This window comes from Bacillus sp. ok061, assembly GCF_900108285.1.
GTDB classification, from domain to species: domain Bacteria; phylum Bacillota; class Bacilli; order Bacillales; family Bacillaceae_G; genus Bacillus_A; species Bacillus_A thuringiensis_S.
Genome location: NZ_FNUW01000022.1, coordinates 77,295 through 96,655 on the forward strand (window position 1 = coordinate 77,295; position 19,361 = coordinate 96,655).

Here is a 19,361-nt window from a genome sequence, read left to right on the forward strand (position 1 = left end):
GCAAAAACTCCTTGTGTAGACAAGGAGTTTTTGCTTGTTTTTATTAAGAATTTTTTATATTGTAGTATCCTATGAGGCGTAATCGAAATTCTTTTAATTCCGGATACGCCTCTAAATTTGCTAACATACCTCTAATTACCGGAATTCTTGGATTAAGCAATCGCATTTCCGCCTCTAAAACATCTAATGTTACTAGCAACTCATCATCCTCTAATTGATCAGCTAAATTACGCTTAAATACAATAATTTCTTTTAAAAAATGCTCTTTAACTTGTTCCTTAATGAGCTCTGATTTACAAAGGAATTCTCCAAGCTTTTCTTCGTGTAAAATAGGTTCTTCCGAAGATTCTACCAAGCCATCTACTAAATTATCTACTCTTTTTAAAATAAAAGCAGAGACATAAGATAAGTCAATTTCTGCTGCTTGTAAAATAATTAATTCTAAATACCCACGGCATATGCCTTCTACTATAATTACTAAATCCAATAAATATGGCATAACCTTTTCACCATAAATGGACAATAAACTATTCCGATAAAATGCATGAGACTCTAACTTCATCCGCATCATAAATTCTTCCACTTCTTTATTAAACGGAATCGCATTTTCTCTCGCATGCATAATAATAAATTCTTTATGCTTTTGTATATCATTAAACTGACAATGTAATTGTTTTGCAAATTTTTCACGTGGTAATAAAGACTCTTGCTCAATATCCAGCATTTTCTTTTGGATTTTGTCATAATAATATCGAAGTGTCGCTAATAAAAGCTCATCCTTCGATTTGAAATATAAATAAAAAGCTCCTTTAGATATACCACTAGCTGTCACAATTTCCTGCACTGATGTCGCATTTACACCCTTAGTAGCAAATAACTTCATAGCCGCTTCTATAATTAAACGCTCTTTTTCTTTCATATCTTCTCTCCTAAATTTAATCTCGCATCTTATTATAAATGTATTATACCGTCTCTTTTTATTGACGATTGACCAAACGGTCAGTTATATTATGTATTAGACTGACCAGTTGGTCAATACAATACAAAGGGAGCGCAAACATGAACAAAATCATCAATTTCTCGTTAAAAAATAAGTTCGCAGTTTGGCTACTAACCATTATTGTTACTATTGCGGGGATCTACTCTGGACTCAATATGAAGCTGGAAACAATTCCTGATATTACAACACCGATTGTGACAGTAACTACGGTCTATCCTGGTGCTACACCAGAAGAAGTAGCTGATAAAGTTTCAAAGCCGATGGAAGAACAACTACAAAATTTAAGCGGCGTTAACGTTGTGAGCTCATCGTCTTTTCAAAATGCATCTTCTATTCAAGTAGAATACGATTTTGATAAAAATATGGAAAAAGCAGAAACAGAAATTAAAGAAGCTCTCACGAATGTGAAACTCCCGGAAGGTGTTAAAGACCCTAAAGTTTCACGAGTAAACTTCAATGCTTTTCCTGTTATTTCGTTAAGCGTAGCAAGCAAGAATGAATCTTTAGCTACCTTAACTGAAAATGTAGAGAAAAATATTGTACCGGGATTAAAAGGACTTGATGGTGTTGCATCTGTTCAAATTGCAGGTCAACAAGTAGATGAAGTACAGCTCGTCTTCAAGAAAGATAAAATGAAAGAACTAGGACTAAGTGAAGATACTGTAAAAAATGTAATTAAAGGATCGGATGTATCTTTACCACTTGGCTTATACACGTTTAAAGACACGGAAAAATCAGTTGTTGTAGATGGCAATATTACAACGATTAAAGCATTAAAAGAACTCAAAATACCAGATATACCTTCATCACCTAACGGTCAAGGTAGTCAAAATGCTGGCGCTGGTGCACAAACGCCGCAAATGAATCCAGCTGCTATGAACGGAATTCCAACAGTTACATTAGACGAAATTGCTGAAATTAAAGAAGTTGGGAAAGCAGAATCCATTTCTCGAACAAATGGAAAAGAAGCAATTGGAATTCAAATTGTGAAGGCCTCTGATGCAAATACAGTTGATGTTGTAAATGCAGTAAAAGATAAAGTAAAAGATTTTGAGAAAAAATATAAAGATTTAGAGATCATTTCAACATTCGACCAAGGTGCACCTATTGAAAAATCAGTTGAAACAATGCTGAGCAAAGCAATTTTCGGTGCTATCTTTGCGATTGTTATTATTATGCTGTTCCTACGAAATATTCGAACAACGTTAATCTCTGTCGTTTCAATACCACTTTCTTTATTAATTGCTGTTTTAGTCATAAAGCAAATGGATATTACGCTTAACATTATGACGCTTGGAGCAATGACAGTTGCTATAGGCCGTGTTGTTGATGACTCAATTGTTGTTATTGAAAATATTTACCGACGTATGTCGTTATCAGAAGAGAAATTGCGCGGAAGAGATTTAATTCGTGAAGCTACGAAAGAAATGTTTATTCCGATTATGTCTTCTACCATTGTGACAATCGCTGTATTCTTACCGCTAGGGCTTGTAAAAGGTATGATTGGTGAAATGTTCTTACCATTCGCCTTAACCATCGTCTTCGCTTTATTAGCATCGTTACTAGTGGCTGTTACAATCGTACCAATGCTTGCTCATTCCTTATTTAAGAAAGAAAGCACGAGGGAAAAAGAGGTACATCATGAAGAGAAACCAAGCAAATTAGCAAATGGGTATAAACGTATACTTGAATGGGCTTTAAATCACAAAATTATTACATCTAGTATTGCTGTCCTTCTATTAGTTGGTAGTCTCGCACTTGTACCGGTTATCGGTGTAAGTTTCTTACCTTCTGAAGAAGAAAAAATGATTATCGCAACATACAAACCTGAACCAGGTCAAACATTAGAAGACGTTGAAAAAATTGCAACGAAAGCTGAGAAACACTTCCAAGATAATAAAGACGTGAAAACAATTCAGTTCTCATTAGGTGGAGAGAATCCAATGAGCCCTGGTCAAACAAATCAAGCTATGTTCTTCGTTCAATATGATAACGACACGAAAAACTTCGAAAAAGAAAAAGAACAAGTCGTGAAAGATTTACAAAAAATGTCTGGAAAAGGTGAATGGAAAAACCAAGACTTCGGAGCAAGTGGCGGTAGTAACGAAATTAAACTATACGTTTACGGAGATAGCTCAGAAGACATTAAGCCTGTCGTAAAAGATATTCAAAATATCATGAAGAAAAATAAAGACTTAAAAGATATAGATTCTAGTATTGCAAAAACATATGCAGAGTACACTTTAGTCGCAGATCAAGAAAAACTGAGTAAAATGGGCTTAACGGCTGCTCAAATTGGAATGGGACTTTCTAATCAACATGATCGCCCTGTTCTGACAACAATTAAAAAAGACGGTAAAGATATCAATGTATATGTAGAAGCTGAAAAACAAAATTATGAAACAATCGATGACTTAACAAATCGCAAAATTACAACACCACTTGGTAATGAAGTAGCTGTAAAAGATGTTATGACTGTAAAAGAAGGTGAAACATCGAATACAGTAACACACCGAGATGGCCGTGTTTATGCAGAGGTTAGTGCCAAATTAACATCTGATGACGTTTCAAAAGCATCTGCTGCAGTCCAAAAAGAAGTAGATAAAATGGATCTTCCTTCTGGTGTAGATGTTTCTATGGGCGGTGTTACTAAAGATATTCAAGAATCATTCAAGCAACTTGGCCTAGCGATGTTAGCTGCGATTGCCATTGTATACTTCGTTCTTGTCGTTACATTTGGCGGTGCCCTTGCACCATTCGCAATTTTATTCTCGCTACCATTCACAATTATTGGGGCTCTTGTTGCCTTATTAATCTCTGGTGAAACATTAAGTGTATCTGCAATGATTGGGGCGCTTATGTTAATCGGTATCGTTGTAACAAATGCAATCGTGCTTATCGACCGCGTTATTCATAAAGAAAATGAAGGTTTATCAACACGTGAAGCTTTATTAGAAGCTGGTGCAACACGCTTGCGTCCTATTCTAATGACTGCAATTGCAACAATCGGGGCTCTTATCCCGCTTGCATTAGGATTTGAAGGTAGCGGCTTAATTTCTAAAGGGCTTGGTGTAACGGTAATTGGTGGATTAACAAGTTCAACGTTATTAACACTTCTTATTGTTCCAATCGTTTATGAAGTATTAAGCAAATTTAAAAAGAAAAAAACAAAATAGCAAAAAAATAACCTCGCTAACTGCGAGGTTATTTTTTATTTCCAAACAAGATTAAGAAATCGCCATAGCCTTCTTTTTCTAATTCCTCTTTTGGAATAAATCGAAGAGCTGCGGAATTAATGCAGTAACGAAGCCCATTCGGTCCTGGACCGTCTGGAAATACATGCCCAAGATGTGAATCTCCTTCTTTACTTCTCACTTCTGTACGTGTCATATTATGACTCACATCCATCTTTTCTTTCACACTTGCTGACATAACTGGTTTTGTAAAACTAGGCCATCCACATCCACTATCAAATTTATCTAGAGAAGTAAACAACGGCTCACCTGAAACGATATCTACATAAAGCCCTTCCTCTTTATGGTTCCAATACTCATTTCGAAATGGTGGTTCTGTACCATTTTCCTGTGTTACATAAAACTGCATCTCATTGAGTTTTTCTTTTAAATGAGCATTATCCTTTGGCCAATGTTGCTTAATAAAAGCATCTCGTCCTGAGCCTTTACGATATAACTCATAGCGGAATGTGTTTTTCTTATGATATCCTTGGTGATATTCCTCAGCTGGATAAAATGTAGCTGCTGGTAGTATTTTTGTCGCAATTGGTTTCGAAAAGCGCCCACTCTGCTCAAGCTCTTCTTTTGAGGCTTCTGCTTTTTTATGTTGTTGTTCATTATGATAAAAAATCACCGTTTCATAAGACTGTCCGCGGTCATGGAATTGTCCCCCAATATCGGTCGGATCAATTTGTCTCCAATATATATTTAACAATTCCTCATACGGCATTTTATTTTCATCAAATGTAATTTGTACCGCTTCATAATGTCCTGTTGTTTCCGAGCATACTTCTTTATACGTTGGGTCCTCTTTATGACCGCCTGTATAACCTGAAACAACTTGTATAATTCCCTCCATCTCTTCAAATGGAGAAACCATACACCAAAAACACCCTCCAGCAAATGTAGCCAACTCTACCTTTTCATTTACAGCCATTCTTTCACCCCTATTCTATATTCTCCTTACAGTATGGCATAAGAAACATAATGTTATAAAAGAAAAAGCATCGAACATCGATGCTTTTTCTCTACTTCACTTTATTTTGTTCCAACATCCTTCTCCATTTCATCACTTGTCACGTCTAAAACATCTAGTAAGAAAATGAAGATTGGAATACCGATAATCAGTCCCCATACACCTAAGAAGTGTTCTGAAAAGATTAATACCATAAAAGTATAGAAAATCGGTAAATTTGTTTTTTGCGACATAAACTTCGGATTTAATACGTAACTTTCAAGCGCATGAATAACTGTTACGATAACTAAAATATAAACAACGTACATAATACCGCCAATATTGTAAGCAATCATACAAAGTGGGAATAACGAAATGATAACCCCCGCTACTGGAATTAAGCCAAGCAAGAAAATCATTAACGCTAAACCTAATAATTGCGGGAATCCTAATATCCATAATGCGATAACTGAAAGAACACAGTTAACAACAGCAATTAAAAATTGCGCTTCGATTACCTTTCCAAATGAACGTGCAAATTTCTTTCCGAAGTACTCAATTTCAGTATAGAAAATTGCAAGCCTGCTTTCTTTAAACTTTGCAGTAAAACCAACAATACGAGATTTTTCTAGTAAGAAAAACAAACTTAAAATTAAAGAAAGTAAAACTTGAAGGCCAAATTTACCAACATTCGTAATCGATTTATACAAAATGTCTACGCCTTGTCCTACATATTTAGAAAGCTCCATATGATTGACAGCATTAACTGCATACTTAATTAGTTCACTATCTGGTGGGTTTCTTAAAAATACATTGAATTGGTAAATCAATTGTGAAATTTGTATCGTTAATACTGGTAAATATTTAAATAGCGTAATAGCAATTCCACCAATTAACATTACATATAGAAATGCTATAATAATTTTTCGATTAATAGGCATGAAATGATCTAATTTGCGGGAAATAAACTTTTGGAATCGATCCATTAAATACGTGAGAATAAACGTAATTAATATTAAATTCAACATACTTTGCAGCCCGTATAACACGAGAGCAAGTATTACTAATACGAGTAACCTCTGAAATCCTTTGCTTTGAAACAGGTTTTTTATTTGCATAATCGACGAATACTCTCTCCTGTCCTATAAACTAAAACGTTAATAAGTAGATTTCTCTCTCTTTTCTACTTTTAATTATTCATTCATATTAAGATTTTTATAAACTCATTATATGCCTATCTTAACAGGTATATAGTAGCTTACTTCTTATTTTACAATACAATGACCTAATTCAAAACGTATTCTACATAGTATTAATGAAGATTTAAGGAAACTTACATTTTTTTAAATAGGTCTTACCACTACTGTAACATAAAAAGCAAGCTATCAGTAGAAATCTGTCCTACAAATAGCTTGCTTTTCTTATTTTTTAAGTAAGTTTTACTATCCAATGAACGGCATAAACATTGGGATGACAACTACTGTTACAACCCCAACTACCGTTACAGCAATGCTTGCCATCGCTGCCTCTACCTCACCCATTTCAATTCCTACTGCAACTCCTAATGCATGGCCCGCTGTTCCAAGTGCTAAACCTTTTGCAATTGGATGCTTAACTCTAAATGTTTTTAAGAATAATGCCCCTAATGCGTATACGATAACTGCGTTGAAAATAACTGCAAACGATGTAATTGCTGGAATACCACCAATACTTTCTGAGATTGGTAACGCAATTGCTGTTGTTGCTGCTTGTGGTAGCATTGAATTCATTACTGCTGTATCTAAACCGATTGCTTTTGCAACAATGAACACGACAATTACTGAGCAAATAGATCCAACCACGATAGCCGATAAAATTTGCCACCAATATTTTTTCAACTTATCCACTTGTTTGTATAGTGGGATCGCGAATGCAATTGTTGCTGGTTCTAAGAAGAAACTAATCATTTTTCCGCCAGTATTATATTCTTCAAATGTAAAGTTACCTACCTTTAGAAAGACAATCCCTAATACCATCGCTACAAATAATGGTGTAAATAAGAAGAATCCTTTTGAATGCTTGAATAATAATGTTCCGATCCCGTATGCGATTAATGAAACGACGATTCCGAAATATGGAGTCATTGTGCTTGCCATATTCATTACCTCCTAACAATATATAAATGCAATGGTTACGCAACCTTTCCGTGCTTGCATCCTTTATTTACTACTTTCAATTCTTTTGTATCTTCTGTTTCTTTTTCGTCTTTTCCTAAAATAAATTGTGCAAATAATCCTGTTACAGCGAGTAAAATAACTGTTGCTACAACAATTACAGTTACAATTTGTACAAAATATTGTCCCATTACACCAAGAGAATTAATAACTGAAATACCTGATGGGACGAAAAGGAATCCGATAATACCTGTTAAAGCTGTTCCGAGTGATTCAACTTGCTCCAATTTAATAACTTTTAAACATAATAGACTAAATAAAATAACTAACCCGATTACCGATGAAGGCATCGGAATTGGTAAATGTGTTGCAATAATATTAGAAATTAACATAATAGCTGAGAATATGAATGCTTGTGATAAGAAACTATATACTTTTTTCGTACTCATTTTGGCCACCTCTTTCGATTTGGTACCTTTATTGTATAGGATATAAACGTCTAAGTAAGCGTTTACATATCAGAACGTCAAATATACAGAATCAGTTGCAAATATAAAAGGATGAAATACAAAAGCTGCTTCTTAAATACGAAGCAGCTTCTTGAGTTCTTTGGCATATGTACGGCTAACAGGTACTTTCGATCCTTCTTTCATGATTAAATTATAAGTAGAATTGAACCATGGCTGAATTTCAGTAATATGATTAATATTCGTAATAAAGCTACGATGGACGCGCATGAAGCTTGCTTGTGGTAACTTCTTCTCTAAAATTACAAGTGTATCATGTGTTACATATGTTTCCCTCATTGTTTTTACTGTTACTTTCCCATCTACAAGCCCTACATATATAATATCTTCAATATTCACAAGTACGATTGATTCTTCAATTGGTAATGCTAATTTATGCATCTCTGCTGTTACATCTGTCCCCTTTATTTCGTGCTTCGTTTCTATTTGCGCTTGTTTTTGTTTTTTATACTTCTTTAATGTTTGCACAATACGCTCTTCATCAAATGGTTTTAAAATGTAGTCTAACGCATCTACTTCAAATGCTTGCAGCGCATATTGATCATAGGCAGTAGCAAATACAATTGCAGGTGGATTTTTCATCTTCTTTAATATATTCGCGATTTCAAATCCGTTATCATCGGATAATTGAATATCTAAAAACACAATATCTGGTCTACATTGCATTAGTTCTTCTAATGCGTCTTCCACACAATCAGCCTCACCAACTATCTCAACTTCTTTCGTTCTCTCTAATAAATACTTTAGTTCATCACGTGCTAACATTTCATCGTCAACTACTAATACTTTTAACACCTGGCTCTTCCTCCCCTACTTTTTTTGGAATAATAAAGGTAATCTCCGTCCCTTTATTTAATTCACTTTCGATATGAAGCATCGTTTCTTTCCCAAATAACCCAATAAGACGTTCATTAATATTATATAAAGCTGTTCCAGTCCCTTTCTTTGACGAAACTACCATCTTTCCTAATTGTTCTAAACGTTCTTCCTCAATTCCCTGTCCATTATCTTTTACTTCAAAATGAACCATACCCTCTTTTTCAAAAACATGCACTTCCACTTCGCATACTGGTTGCTTCTTCGGAAAAGCATGTCGCAATGCATTTTCAACCAATAGTTGAAGAACAAATGGTGGTACTAAAGTTGTCTTTAGCTCATCCTCAATATACATCTTTACCTCATACTTATTTGGGAACCTTGCTTGTTCTAGTGATAAGTATGCCTGTACATGGTTTAATTCTTGTTCTAGTGGAATCAATAACTGACGTGCTCCTTGCAAATTACAACGGAAATACACGCTAAGCTGTAATAATAACTTCCTTGCTTTTTCTACATCTGTTCGGCATAAAGCTGATACTGTATTAATCGCATTAAATAAAAAGTGCGGGTTAATTTGCGCTTGTAATGCTTTTATCTCCGCATCTTGAAGTAATTTACTTTGCAACTCAGCTTCGCCTAACTCTAACTGCGTGGAGAATATTTTTGCTAACCCTTCTGCTAATTCTTCTTCAACGCGACTTAACTGGTTAGAATTTTTGAAATACAGTTTTAATGTCCCTATCGTATTTCCATGTGAAGTTAGTGGAATAACAATAGCGGCTTGTAAGGGACAGCCTTCATGTTGGCAATTAATAACCTCACGTGATTTCGCCTTCATTATTTGCCCTGTATGTAAAACTTCTTTTGATAAACCAGTTATTAAACTATGTGAAGGAATATGGTGATCTGATGCTAATCCAACGTGCGCTAATATTTTCTCTGTATCTGTTAAAGATACCGCATCCGTTCCTGTAAAGCGGTGAATAATTTGTGCCACATGCTTACACGATTCTTCTGTTAAGCCTTGACGAAAATACGGTAACGTTTTATCAGCAATACGCAATACTTTATGAGTCTGAAGTGCTTTTGCATTCTCCTCCTGACGCAAAATAGCTTGTATCATAGAAAGTAAAATAAAACTTCCAAAACTATTTACAAGAATCATGGGTATCGCTATTGTTTTCACAACGCTAATTCCATCCTCTATAATTAATAAAATCATAAGCATTTCTAAAGATACGATAAAAACACTTAAAACTGCTGAAAACTTAGGAGTAATTGTACGGTTATATTTTTTGAAAATATATCCGATATAACCAGTTATAATCCCGGCTAAAATAGAAGAAATTGCACAGCTTAGCGCTGTCGTACCACCAAGCATATAACGATGAATACCAGCAATAAACCCCACTCCAACCCCTACGATAGGGCCACCAAGTAAGCCGCTAATACCAACCCCCATAATACGCGTATTCGCAATTGTACTTGACGAAGAAACACCTTGTAACCAATTTTCATTCATAATTGTATTTCCCGCTATTTCAATCCCAGTGTAATTGCTTACAATTGTAAATACCGAAAAAATACAAATAAGCTTAAGCTTATCTACATAGCCATCCTGTTTATGAAGGAGGCGCCTGAAAGTTTTAATATGAGAGAGTAAAAATCCTAAAATAACTATAAGTCCGACTCGTTCAATCATCATGAGTACTAAATTTAGCATCTTTGATTCATTCCTTTTTATTTAGTTAGTTTTATTATGGGAAAATAATGAAGTCGACGTCAAGAAGAACGAAATGTTTTTTGAAATATTTTACACATAATAACTTCCTCTTTATTTGACAATCCAATAGAAGAGTGCTAAAAATAAAGTAATATAATACAGTCCTTTAACCCAACCCCGTGAGGTTGAGAAGGAAGTCGGAATACAATATACGTATGTTCTTTTTTGGGGATACGTATGCTTTTTTGGCCTTCTCATCATATCAGGTGAGAAGGCCTTTTGTTATTCTTCCATAGCGACTGTAGAAAATAAGGAGGAGTAATAATGAACGTCACTACTGATGTACAACAAATAACAGAGGAGACGAAAGCGAAAAGGTATAAAACATTATTTGGTTCTGCGCTAGGATATGCAGCAGAAGGTTTAGATATGTTGCTATTATCTTTCGTACTTGTCTATATTTTAAAAGAGTTTCACTTAAGTCCTGTTGAAGGTGGAAACTTAACATTAGCTACCACAATAGGGATGTTAATTGGTTCTTATTTATTTGGATTTATTGCTGATTTATTCGGTCGTATTCGTACAATGGCCTTCACAATCTTACTGTTTTCACTAGCAACCGCACTCATTTATTTCGCAACAGACTACTCGCAATTATTAATTCTTCGCTTTTTAGTTGGAATGGGAGTTGGTGGTGAATTCGGAATCGGAATGGCCATTGTAACAGAAACATGGTCTAAAGAAATGCGCGCTAAAGCGACATCTGTTGTTGCACTTGGATGGCAATTTGGTGTACTGATTGCTTCACTCCTACCAGCATTTATTGTCCCGTACTTTGGATGGAGAGCCGTTTTCTTATTTGGATTAATTCCAGCTTTACTAGCTGTCTATGTACGTAAAAGTTTAAGTGAACCGAAAATATGGGAGCAAAAACAACGCTACAAAAAGGAACTATTGCAAAAAGAAGCTTCAGGTAAATTAACAACTACTGAAGCAGAACAACTAAAACATATAAAAAAATTCCCACTCCGAAAGTTATTTGCCAATAAAAAAGTAACAATCACAACAATCGGTCTTATTATTATGTCATTTATCCAGAACTTCGGATATTACGGAATCTTCACATGGATGCCAACTATTTTAGCAAATAAATATAACTATACATTAGCAAAAGCAAGTGGCTGGATGTTCATTTCTACCATCGGTATGCTAATTGGAATTGCAATCTTTGGTATTTTGGCTGATAAAATTGGTCGTCGTAAAACTTTTGCAATTTATTATATTGGCGGTACAGTATACTGTCTCATTTATTTCTTCTTATTCACAGATTCAACATTATTATTATGGGGAAGTGCATTGCTTGGATTCTTTGCAAATGGAATGATGGGAGGATTTGGGGCAATTTTAGCTGAAAACTATCCTGCTGAAGCTCGCTCTACCGCAGAAAACTTTATTTTCGGTACAGGACGTGGGTTAGCTGGATTTGGACCTGTTATTATTGGCTTACTCGCTACAGGTGGCAACCTGCTTGGAGCATTGTCCCTGATTTTTATCATCTATCCAATCGGGTTAATTACAATGCTACTATGTGTACCAGAAACAAAGGGAAAAGTATTAGATTAAACGTAAAAGAGGAAGCATCTCATTTAAGATGCTTCCTCTTTTACGTTTTTATTTATCATTTATTTTGATTTACTAGCCTTCTGAAATAAGAATGCAGTTTTATCTTCTTCTTTTACAATACCTTGTTTTAATGCTAATTCTCCTGCAACTTTAGGCGCTAACCATAGCATTGGGAATAACAAAATTGATACCGGAACTGCCGTCACTACGATAAACGATTGTAGCGCATTAATACTTCCTTCACCCATATATAAAAGAATTGCTGCAACTGCTCCCATAATAAGCGACCAAAAAATTCGCAAACTAATTCTAGGATCTCCGTCTCCAGTCACTGCCATTGAAATGGAATACGCCATTGAATCTCCTGTTGTCACTACAAATAAAATTGTTAATAAAAGAAATGCTGGTCCAATAATATTAGAAAGTGGCAGTTGCCCTGTAATTGCAATCATAGCTGCCGGCATACCAGATTCACTTAATGCGTCCGAGATAGACCCAGGATTCATTAACTCATAAAACACACCTGATCCACCTAATATAGTAAACCAAAACGTTGTAATAATAGGTGCGATAATTCCAATTGCAACGATGATTTCTCGAATCGTTCTCCCTCTTGAAATTCGACTCACTAAAATTGCCATCATTGGTCCGTATCCAATAAACCATCCCCAGAAAAAGATTGTCCAAGATCCTAACCAACTTGTATCACCACGGTATGTGCTCATCGGTATAAACTCACTTACATAAAATCCAAACGAAGAAACAAACGAATCAATAATAAATCCACCTGGCCCAAATAGTAATATGAATGCCATTAACAAAATTGCCAATCTAACATTTAAATTACTTATAATTTGAATCCCTTTATCAATACCTGTTACTGCCGATATGGTAGACACGGCCACTACACAAACAATAATTGCTAATTGAGTAGTAAACACATCAGAAATTCCAAATAATTCTTGTAATCCATAACTTGCTTGCAAACCTAAAAATCCAATTGGGCCAATTGTACCTGCAGCTACTGCAATAATTGCAGCTGCATCAATTATCGTTCCAAGCAGGCTCTTTCTTAATTTTTCCCCAAAAATAGGATATAAAAGCGTTCGAGGTTTTAGCGGCATACCTTTATGATAATGTCCATACATCATAACTACCGCACTAATTGTGCCTAAAATCGTCCATGCTAAAAATCCCCAATGCATATAACTTTGTGCTAAAGCAGGCATGACTGCTTCTTTCGTTCCAGCAGATATACCATCATGTATTGGTGGCACCGTCATCAAATGGTACATTGGCTCTGCTGCTGCCCAAAAAACGCCACCTCCGGCAAGTAATGTAGACATAATAATAGCAAGCCATTTTGCCGTACTAATCTCAGGTTTTTCTAATCCCCCAAGTTTAACTCTCCCATATTTCGAGAACGCCATACACATTGCAACAACAAATGTACCTAATAATAAAACTTGCCAGAATGCACCGAAATATTTAATTGAAAAAGCGAAACTGTTATTAATCGTACTCTCTACATAATCCTTGTTCAAAAAAACTGCAATTACAAATAATAAAAGTGAACCACCACTAATAATAAATACAGGCCAATCAGTTTTTCGACTCTTCATCCTCATTTATACTTCCTCCTTCCTCAGCAATCTAAAAAAACAACTTTATTATGTTTTATTGTTTAAACCCAAAACACAATAATTATATATGCATAACATTTTATCGACTTCCCACATACTTATGTTGTCCCTAAAAATATGCCAAATCCCTTATTAAAAAGAAAAAATCTCTTTCTCTTACATAAAAAAGCAAAACAAAAGACCTTATATTTCTATAAGGTCTTCGAAACAGAAATTTGATTATAACATAAGGAACTCCTTGGTTCAAAAAGCCTCTTCCAAAAATAACCGAGAGTAAAGGCTTCCATTTGCTACATAACAGTAATTAAAAAAAATTATATTTTGCAAAAAAACCTACACTAAATATTATTTATGAAAGAAATTCGGCTTCAAAATTTCATTGGGATACGGTTTATGATAAATGTGAGTGGTAGCTGGAGATAATGGTGGAATAAGCCACACCCAATTACCTGTTACAACTCGACCACAAGCAGCTTCTTGCTTCTCAAATTGCTGAAATTGTTGTGCAGCAGTATGGTGGTCAACGATACTAACTCCTTGTTTTTTAAAGGAGTGTAGTACGGCAATATTCAACTCGATTAGCGCCTTATCTTTCCATAAAGTACCGTTTCTCGATGTATCTAAATCCATCATCTCCGCAACAGCCGGAAGTAAATTATAACGATCATGATCCGCTAAGTTGCGCGCCCCAATTTCTGTTCCCATATACCATCCATTGAACGGAGCAGCTGTATAAGAAATACCACCAATTTCTAAGCGCATATCTGAAATCATTGGAACCCCATACCATTTTGCTCCAAGTGATGAAATAGGATATTCTGGGTGTTCAATCGGCACTTCTTTTACTTCTTCTCTCGGAATTTCTTTATATGTAGGTACCTTCCCGTTTATAGAAAACACAAGTGGCAATACATCGAAATTCGTACCTTCTCCTTTCCAGCCAAGCTCCTTACAAAAGTCTGTAAATGTAGCGGAATGAGAGTCACCAATCACTCCCATTTCTGTTTTATATCCTGCATATCGAATCAATTGGTGATTATAAATTCGTATATTATTTTCCTCACCTTGATATTGCTTAAAAATCGTAATGGTTGGTTTAACTTTCCCGTCGTTCGTTGCATATTTAATATGATGAATTAATGCATTATATACACCCTCTTCATCATTTACTTCGCGCGCATCTAATATGTGCATCTTACTCCAAAATAGTCTCCCAATACATCTATTACTGTTACGCCATGCCATTCGTGAACCATGAACAAGTTCTTCAAATGTATGCTCATATGTCCCTGTCTTCTCTACCTCAATTTGAATTTCTTTTATACGTTCTTCTAGCAATTGTTCTTTATGAAGCTCCTTATAACAAATCGTAATAAAATTACTTGCTTCCTCTATTAATTGTTTCGTTTTACTCATAAACAATCTCCTTCTATTTCAACAAAACCCTGCTACTTTACAGTATAAGCAAAAAGGATAGGAGTCACAAATGAAAGTGAGAGTGTTACTTTTATTGTAATATTTTTCAGAAAATTAATAAACTTACTATTGACTTATATGAAAAACGGGTGTATTTTTGACTCAGGTAAAGTATTTTTACCTAGAGCAACTTTTTTAAATAGAAAGGAGGTAATGTTGTGTCTTCATTTCAATTGCCAAAGCTTTCATATGACTATGATGAACTAGAGCCACATATCGATAGCAATACACTTTCCATTCATCATGGAAAGCACCATGCGACATACGTAAACAATTTAAATGCTACTTTAGAAAATTATACTGAATTACATAATAAATCTTTAGAAGAATTGCTATGTAATTTAGATGCTTTACCGAAGGAAATTGTTACAGCTGTACGAAATAACGGTGGTGGTCACTATTGTCATAGTCTTTTTTGGGAAGTGATGAGCCCACGAGGTGGCGGTGAGCCTAATGGAGACGTTGCAAAAGTAATTGATTATTATTTCAATACCTTTGACAACTTAAAAGATCAACTTTCCAAAGCAGCTATTAGTCGTTTTGGAAGTGGCTATGGATGGCTTGTTCTTGACGGTGAGAAACTCTCTGTTATGAGTACACCAAATCAAGATACGCCTTTGCAAGAAGGGAAAATCCCCTTACTCGTAATTGATGTATGGGAACATGCTTATTATTTAAAGTATCAAAATCGGCGCCCCGAGTTTGTTACCAACTGGTGGCATACGGTAAGCTGGGACCAAGTAAACGAGAAGTATTTACAAGCAATTCAATCGCAAAAACATTAGTCGTACGTATAAGGTAAATTTGGTAATGTAAAATCAGTATTGTCGAAATCCTCCAGAATCCCCCGGATTGCCACCGGGGGATTTATGATTACTTCATTGTATTTATATAATGTTTTAAAACATTTTTTATTTCTATTTTCAGCTCTCGGAACAAAAATCCGAATTCACGAGCCTTTCCATTATGTAACGTACAGTTAGTTACCTCATTATAAGGAGCTATATTTTCCCCAGCTTCCTGGATAAGTGCTTTTATTCCCGTCTTCTCTTCTATGAAATGAATAATTTCTTCCATAGAAACTCCCCCGTTACTACAGGCGTTAATTGGTCCTTTCACATTTTCCATTCCGCACCAAGCTAGAAACTCTCCTGCCTCTTTTTCATGTATAAATGACAAAGTTCCATCTACATGATCCACAACGATAGGTTTTTGGTTCACAACACATTCAACGTAAAATTGTAACCTTTTCGTATAATCATTTTCTCCAATAACAACTGGAAAACGCACTGTAACGACTGGGAATGTTGCATATTGAAATAAAACCGCTTCGGCTAATCGCTTTCCTTCACTATAATTAAAATCATTCCTATCTCCATATGTAATTGCATATTCGTATGGATTAAAGTCCTCTTCTAACAAGCTTAATGCAGGTTCATAGACAGCCATTGAAGATGTCATAATATACTTCTTCGTTTTTCCTTTTAAAACTTCACATACCATTTTCGCTGCATTTGAACTATAGCATAAATTATCGTATACAATATCATAACTTTTTCCTTCTAGACGCTCTTCTAGTAGTTTTCCATCTTCTCTATCGACAATTATTCTTTTTACTGCGTTACCAAAAGAATCTTCAGTAACTCCCCTCGTGGCAATTGTTACATCGTGTCCAGCTTGCAAAAGGTACTCTACTAAATGTTTACCAAAAAATCTTGTTCCTCCTAGCACCAACACTTTCTTCAATTTCATCATCCCCATTTTTGCAATTTATAAAATACTACTTCTTTTATTATAAAAGGCTACTATATAAAAAAGCATGAAATCAGTTTAACGATTCCATGCTTTTATGCAGATAATATATTAACGGACTCTATATTTAAAAATACAATAACAAAAGTACAAAATAGAAATTACTGATACATAAACCCATAGTTCATATACAAATCCCTCTCCCCACACTCCCATAAAATAAAATAGTGAAGGTAAAGTCAATGTTACCCATGATTGTACGAAGGCGATTCTTCCGAGATATTGATTAATATTCTTTTTTTGTGTATTTAGCACAAAGAATAAGTACCAAAGTAATGCCCACATAAACCATGTTAACGCATTAACAACATCATGAAATTGAACAAATGAAACAACCATATAGAATAAGGCTATAATTGCTACCCAAATACAAAACCATCCTAGACCACTACTATCCATTCCCTTTATAAAAGTAACACCTACATATAAATAGGTTAATCCAAATAAGAAAGTAGCCGCATATGAATACACTGTCCAATTGCTTTGGTCAGAAATCATGATCAAATAAAACGGAATAATAATTTGTAGTGCACCCACAAATAAATTAAAAACACCCGCACTTTTCATCTCTGCTTTCCCTAATATAACAAGACTATTTAAAAATAAAGCTGCCCCTGAAAGTAATAATCCTACATAACCCATATATATTCGTGTGAAAATCTTTACCTTTCACACTTTTAACCTCCCCACACTATAAAGTGATACTTATATTATTTTTCTTCCCATTTAAAACTACATACATAATTTTTCATCCGGATAAGTCAGACCTCCTACTTCAAAAAAGGAGCGAACTTAAAACGCTTTCAATAATAAATAATCCTATCAAAACATGAACTAGGATGCCTTGATTATAAACGGACTCTAGCGATGATACAAGTGTTGGAATACATTTCAATAATACGCTTTCAATTCCCATAAAAAATGAATAAAATAATACATTCCTCTATCTCATTCTACTACCTTCTAGCATAAGATATTGTAAAATCATATCATTTTAAGAAAGGTTTGATATTTATGCCTCTTCATTATCCAAATCATTCTGTTTTTCACTCTACAGGTGTGTTAACAAGAGAGCCTGCAACTATTTCAGCAGTCATAAACATTGTAAATTTAGATGCATATTACGCTCACTATGTAAATATAGAAGTGTGGGATTGGTCTAATTATTCTAATCCTGTAAAGTTACCTGTATTAATTGGTGAAAATACAGAAGTAGAATTCCCATATGTTTTACAAGGCAATCATCTCGCAGTCTTTTATGCTAATTTAGATGAGACTATTGATTTGTATGAAATACGTATTTCTTATCCCGCTCACTCCAATATTATTGCAAATTGTTTCGGACGAAGTCTCCCACCATATACAAGTCAAGAGGGAAACACAGTATATCACAAACAACTTGTTCGAATTCATTAATTCCTCCTATTATGTAATAGGTGGTGGTCCGTAATACATTCTTTCTTATGAGAAAATTGTATTACGGACCTAAAGCGCGATAGTACCCCTTAACAGTTTTTGATTGTTTCAAATCCTCAATTTTGTATAAGGAATAGGCTTGAATCAAAACCTTTAATTTCTTTTAATAAATTTACATATGCTTGTTGAAATTGCTCTTGTGTTGCTGGCTGATCATAAAGTAAAGCCTTAATCAGTTGGGGTTTTACAGGCAGTTGATCCCTCATCTATATCCTTTCCGATAATTTTCCTTATTTATAACAATACCTTTACTGACATTGAAAATATCGATTCCTACACGTGTCGCCAGTCAAATATTCCTATAAAACAGCGAACGTTCTTTTCTAGGTTAGGTAATAAACTTAATAGAAAATGAATATAAAAAATGACCTCTTGCTTTTATGCAAAGGTCATTTTTTTATTCATCATTAAACTTCTAAATAGCCATTTTTATTATTTGATTGCCATTTCCAAGAATCTGCACACATCTCTTCTAATCCGCGTATTGCCTCCCAGCCTAATTCACGCTTTGCTTTCGATGCATCAGCAAAACATACTGCCACATCACCTGGGCGACGCTCTGTAATTTTATAAGGAACTTTCTTGCCCGAAACTTTTTCAAATGCTTCAACCATCTCTAGTACACTATAGCCCATGCCTGTGCCCAGGTTATAAGCATCTACTCCTGTTGTACTCAGTACTTTCTCAAGCGCCTTTACGTGACCATTTGCTAAGTCCACAACATGGATGTAATCACGGACTCCTGTTCCATCTTTCGTTGGATAGTCATTTCCGAATACACTTAATTCTTTTAACTTACCTACTGCTACTTGCGTTACATATGGCATTAAATTATTTGGGATTCCATTTGGATCTTCTCCGATACGCCCACTTTCGTGTGCACCAAATGGATTGAAATAGCGAAGTAATGCGATACTCCAT

16 protein-coding genes are annotated in these 19,361 nt (G+C 34.9%); 4 read left to right on the forward strand and 12 right to left on the reverse strand.

Going from position 1 to position 19,361, the window contains the following annotated elements; genetic code table 11:
- Positions 1–43 precede the first annotated feature (43 nt).
- Positions 44–919 carry a TetR/AcrR family transcriptional regulator gene (locus tag C4S65_RS24110; RefSeq protein WP_000659598.1) on the reverse strand — a complete coding sequence of 292 codons (876 nt, stop codon included), beginning with the start codon at positions 917–919 and terminating at the stop codon, positions 44–46.
- Positions 920–1,059: 140 nt separating this feature from the next.
- On the opposite strand from C4S65_RS24110, the gene C4S65_RS24115 reads away from it, so the two are divergent.
- Entirely contained in the window at positions 1,060–4,176 is a 3,117-nt protein-coding gene (locus C4S65_RS24115) for an efflux RND transporter permease subunit (RefSeq protein WP_103945507.1), read from the forward strand.
- Positions 4,177–4,204: 28 nt separating this feature from the next.
- Here C4S65_RS24115 and msrB read toward each other — a convergent pair whose 3' ends face one another.
- The 6 genes from msrB to lytS form a co-directional block, all read right to left on the reverse strand.
- Positions 4,205–5,170: a peptide-methionine (R)-S-oxide reductase MsrB gene (msrB, locus tag C4S65_RS24120; RefSeq protein ID WP_086407110.1), complete on the reverse strand. Its 966-nt coding sequence runs from the start codon at positions 5,168–5,170 to the stop codon at positions 4,205–4,207.
- Positions 5,171–5,271: 101 nt separating this feature from the next.
- Positions 5,272–6,306 carry an AI-2E family transporter gene (locus C4S65_RS24125; RefSeq protein WP_001166011.1) on the reverse strand — a complete coding sequence of 345 codons (1,035 nt, stop codon included), beginning with the start codon at positions 6,304–6,306 and terminating at the stop codon, positions 5,272–5,274.
- A 324-nt stretch (positions 6,307–6,630) separates the two neighbouring features.
- Positions 6,631–7,323 (reverse strand): antiholin-like protein LrgB, encoded by a 693-nt coding sequence (gene lrgB / locus C4S65_RS24130; protein ID WP_000168869.1) that lies wholly within the window; start codon positions 7,321–7,323, stop codon positions 6,631–6,633.
- A gap of 35 nt (positions 7,324–7,358) precedes the next feature.
- On the reverse strand, positions 7,359–7,790 hold the full coding sequence (gene lrgA, locus C4S65_RS24135) for an antiholin-like murein hydrolase modulator LrgA (RefSeq protein ID WP_098838267.1): 432 nt from the start codon (positions 7,788–7,790) through the stop codon (positions 7,359–7,361).
- Between the two features lie 132 nt (positions 7,791–7,922).
- Positions 7,923–8,663, reverse strand: a complete 741-nt coding sequence (locus C4S65_RS24140; RefSeq protein WP_061667940.1) for a LytTR family DNA-binding domain-containing protein — start codon at positions 8,661–8,663, stop codon at positions 7,923–7,925.
- Complete coding sequence (gene lytS / locus C4S65_RS24145) at positions 8,641–10,410, reverse strand: two-component system sensor histidine kinase LytS (protein WP_000933588.1); 1,770 nt, start codon at positions 10,408–10,410, stop codon at positions 8,641–8,643. Before lytS ends, C4S65_RS24140 begins: the two co-directional genes overlap by 23 nt.
- 324 nt (positions 10,411–10,734) lie before the next feature.
- Between lytS and C4S65_RS24150 the strand changes: the two genes are divergently transcribed.
- Entirely contained in the window at positions 10,735–12,033 is a 1,299-nt protein-coding gene (locus C4S65_RS24150) for an MFS transporter (RefSeq protein ID WP_103945508.1), read from the forward strand.
- 59 nt (positions 12,034–12,092) lie between these two features.
- Here the strand turns inward: C4S65_RS24150 and C4S65_RS24155 are convergent, their stop codons facing one another.
- Both C4S65_RS24155 and C4S65_RS24160 read right to left on the reverse strand, forming a co-directional pair.
- On the reverse strand, positions 12,093–13,661 hold the full coding sequence (locus C4S65_RS24155; protein ID WP_086790789.1) for a BCCT family transporter: 1,569 nt from the start codon (positions 13,659–13,661) through the stop codon (positions 12,093–12,095).
- 360 nt (positions 13,662–14,021) lie between these two features.
- Complete coding sequence (locus C4S65_RS24160; protein WP_098535955.1) at positions 14,022–15,092, reverse strand: nitric oxide synthase oxygenase; 1,071 nt, start codon at positions 15,090–15,092, stop codon at positions 14,022–14,024.
- 218 nt (positions 15,093–15,310) lie between these two features.
- Between C4S65_RS24160 and sodA the strand changes: the two genes are divergently transcribed.
- A complete protein-coding gene (gene sodA / locus C4S65_RS24170; protein WP_097821102.1) occupies positions 15,311–15,937 on the forward strand; it encodes a superoxide dismutase [Mn] in 627 nt (208 codons plus the stop codon).
- Positions 15,938–16,025: 88 nt separating this feature from the next.
- Here sodA and C4S65_RS24175 read toward each other — a convergent pair whose 3' ends face one another.
- Together C4S65_RS24175 and C4S65_RS24180 are read right to left on the reverse strand one after the other, a co-directional pair.
- Positions 16,026–16,913: an NAD-dependent epimerase/dehydratase family protein gene (locus tag C4S65_RS24175; protein WP_061667943.1), complete on the reverse strand. Its 888-nt coding sequence runs from the start codon at positions 16,911–16,913 to the stop codon at positions 16,026–16,028.
- Positions 16,914–17,015: 102 nt separating this feature from the next.
- Positions 17,016–17,606: an AmiS/UreI family transporter gene (locus tag C4S65_RS24180; RefSeq protein ID WP_000542567.1), complete on the reverse strand. Its 591-nt coding sequence runs from the start codon at positions 17,604–17,606 to the stop codon at positions 17,016–17,018.
- 372 nt (positions 17,607–17,978) lie between these two features.
- Here C4S65_RS24180 and C4S65_RS24190 point away from each other — a divergent pair, with 372 nt between their 5' ends.
- Positions 17,979–18,380: a hypothetical protein gene (locus C4S65_RS24190; protein ID WP_001128271.1), complete on the forward strand. Its 402-nt coding sequence runs from the start codon at positions 17,979–17,981 to the stop codon at positions 18,378–18,380.
- A 467-nt stretch (positions 18,381–18,847) separates the two neighbouring features.
- Here the strand turns inward: C4S65_RS24190 and C4S65_RS24195 are convergent.
- Positions 18,848–19,361: GDP-mannose 4,6-dehydratase (locus C4S65_RS24195; protein WP_142391578.1), on the reverse strand; the 514-nt coding region annotated here is incomplete at its 5' end.

Excerpts from the sequence above, each read along its gene's own strand:
- C4S65_RS24110 (WP_000659598.1), bottom strand. The coding sequence starts at position 919 with ATGAAAGAAAAAGAGCGTTTAATTATAGAAGCGGCTATGAAGTTATTT.
- C4S65_RS24115 (WP_103945507.1), top strand. The coding sequence starts at position 1,060 with ATGAACAAAATCATCAATTTCTCGTTAAAAAATAAGTTCGCAGTTTGG.
- msrB (WP_086407110.1), bottom strand. The coding sequence starts at position 5,170 with ATGGCTGTAAATGAAAAGGTAGAGTTGGCTACATTTGCTGGAGGGTGT.
- C4S65_RS24125 (WP_001166011.1), bottom strand. The coding sequence starts at position 6,306 with ATGCAAATAAAAAACCTGTTTCAAAGCAAAGGATTTCAGAGGTTACTC.
- lrgB (WP_000168869.1), bottom strand. The coding sequence starts at position 7,323 with ATGGCAAGCACAATGACTCCATATTTCGGAATCGTCGTTTCATTAATC.
- lrgA (WP_098838267.1), bottom strand. The coding sequence starts at position 7,790 with ATGAGTACGAAAAAAGTATATAGTTTCTTATCACAAGCATTCATATTC.
- lytS (WP_000933588.1), bottom strand. The coding sequence starts at position 10,410 with ATGCTAAATTTAGTACTCATGATGATTGAACGAGTCGGACTTATAGTT.
- C4S65_RS24150 (WP_103945508.1), top strand. The coding sequence starts at position 10,735 with ATGAACGTCACTACTGATGTACAACAAATAACAGAGGAGACGAAAGCG.
- C4S65_RS24155 (WP_086790789.1), bottom strand. The coding sequence starts at position 13,661 with ATGAGGATGAAGAGTCGAAAAACTGATTGGCCTGTATTTATTATTAGT.
- C4S65_RS24160 (WP_098535955.1), bottom strand. The coding sequence starts at position 15,092 with ATGAGTAAAACGAAACAATTAATAGAGGAAGCAAGTAATTTTATTACG.
- C4S65_RS24175 (WP_061667943.1), bottom strand. The coding sequence starts at position 16,913 with ATGGGGATGATGAAATTGAAGAAAGTGTTGGTGCTAGGAGGAACAAGA.
- C4S65_RS24180 (WP_000542567.1), bottom strand. The coding sequence starts at position 17,606 with ATGGGTTATGTAGGATTATTACTTTCAGGGGCAGCTTTATTTTTAAAT.
- C4S65_RS24190 (WP_001128271.1), top strand. The coding sequence starts at position 17,979 with ATGCCTCTTCATTATCCAAATCATTCTGTTTTTCACTCTACAGGTGTG.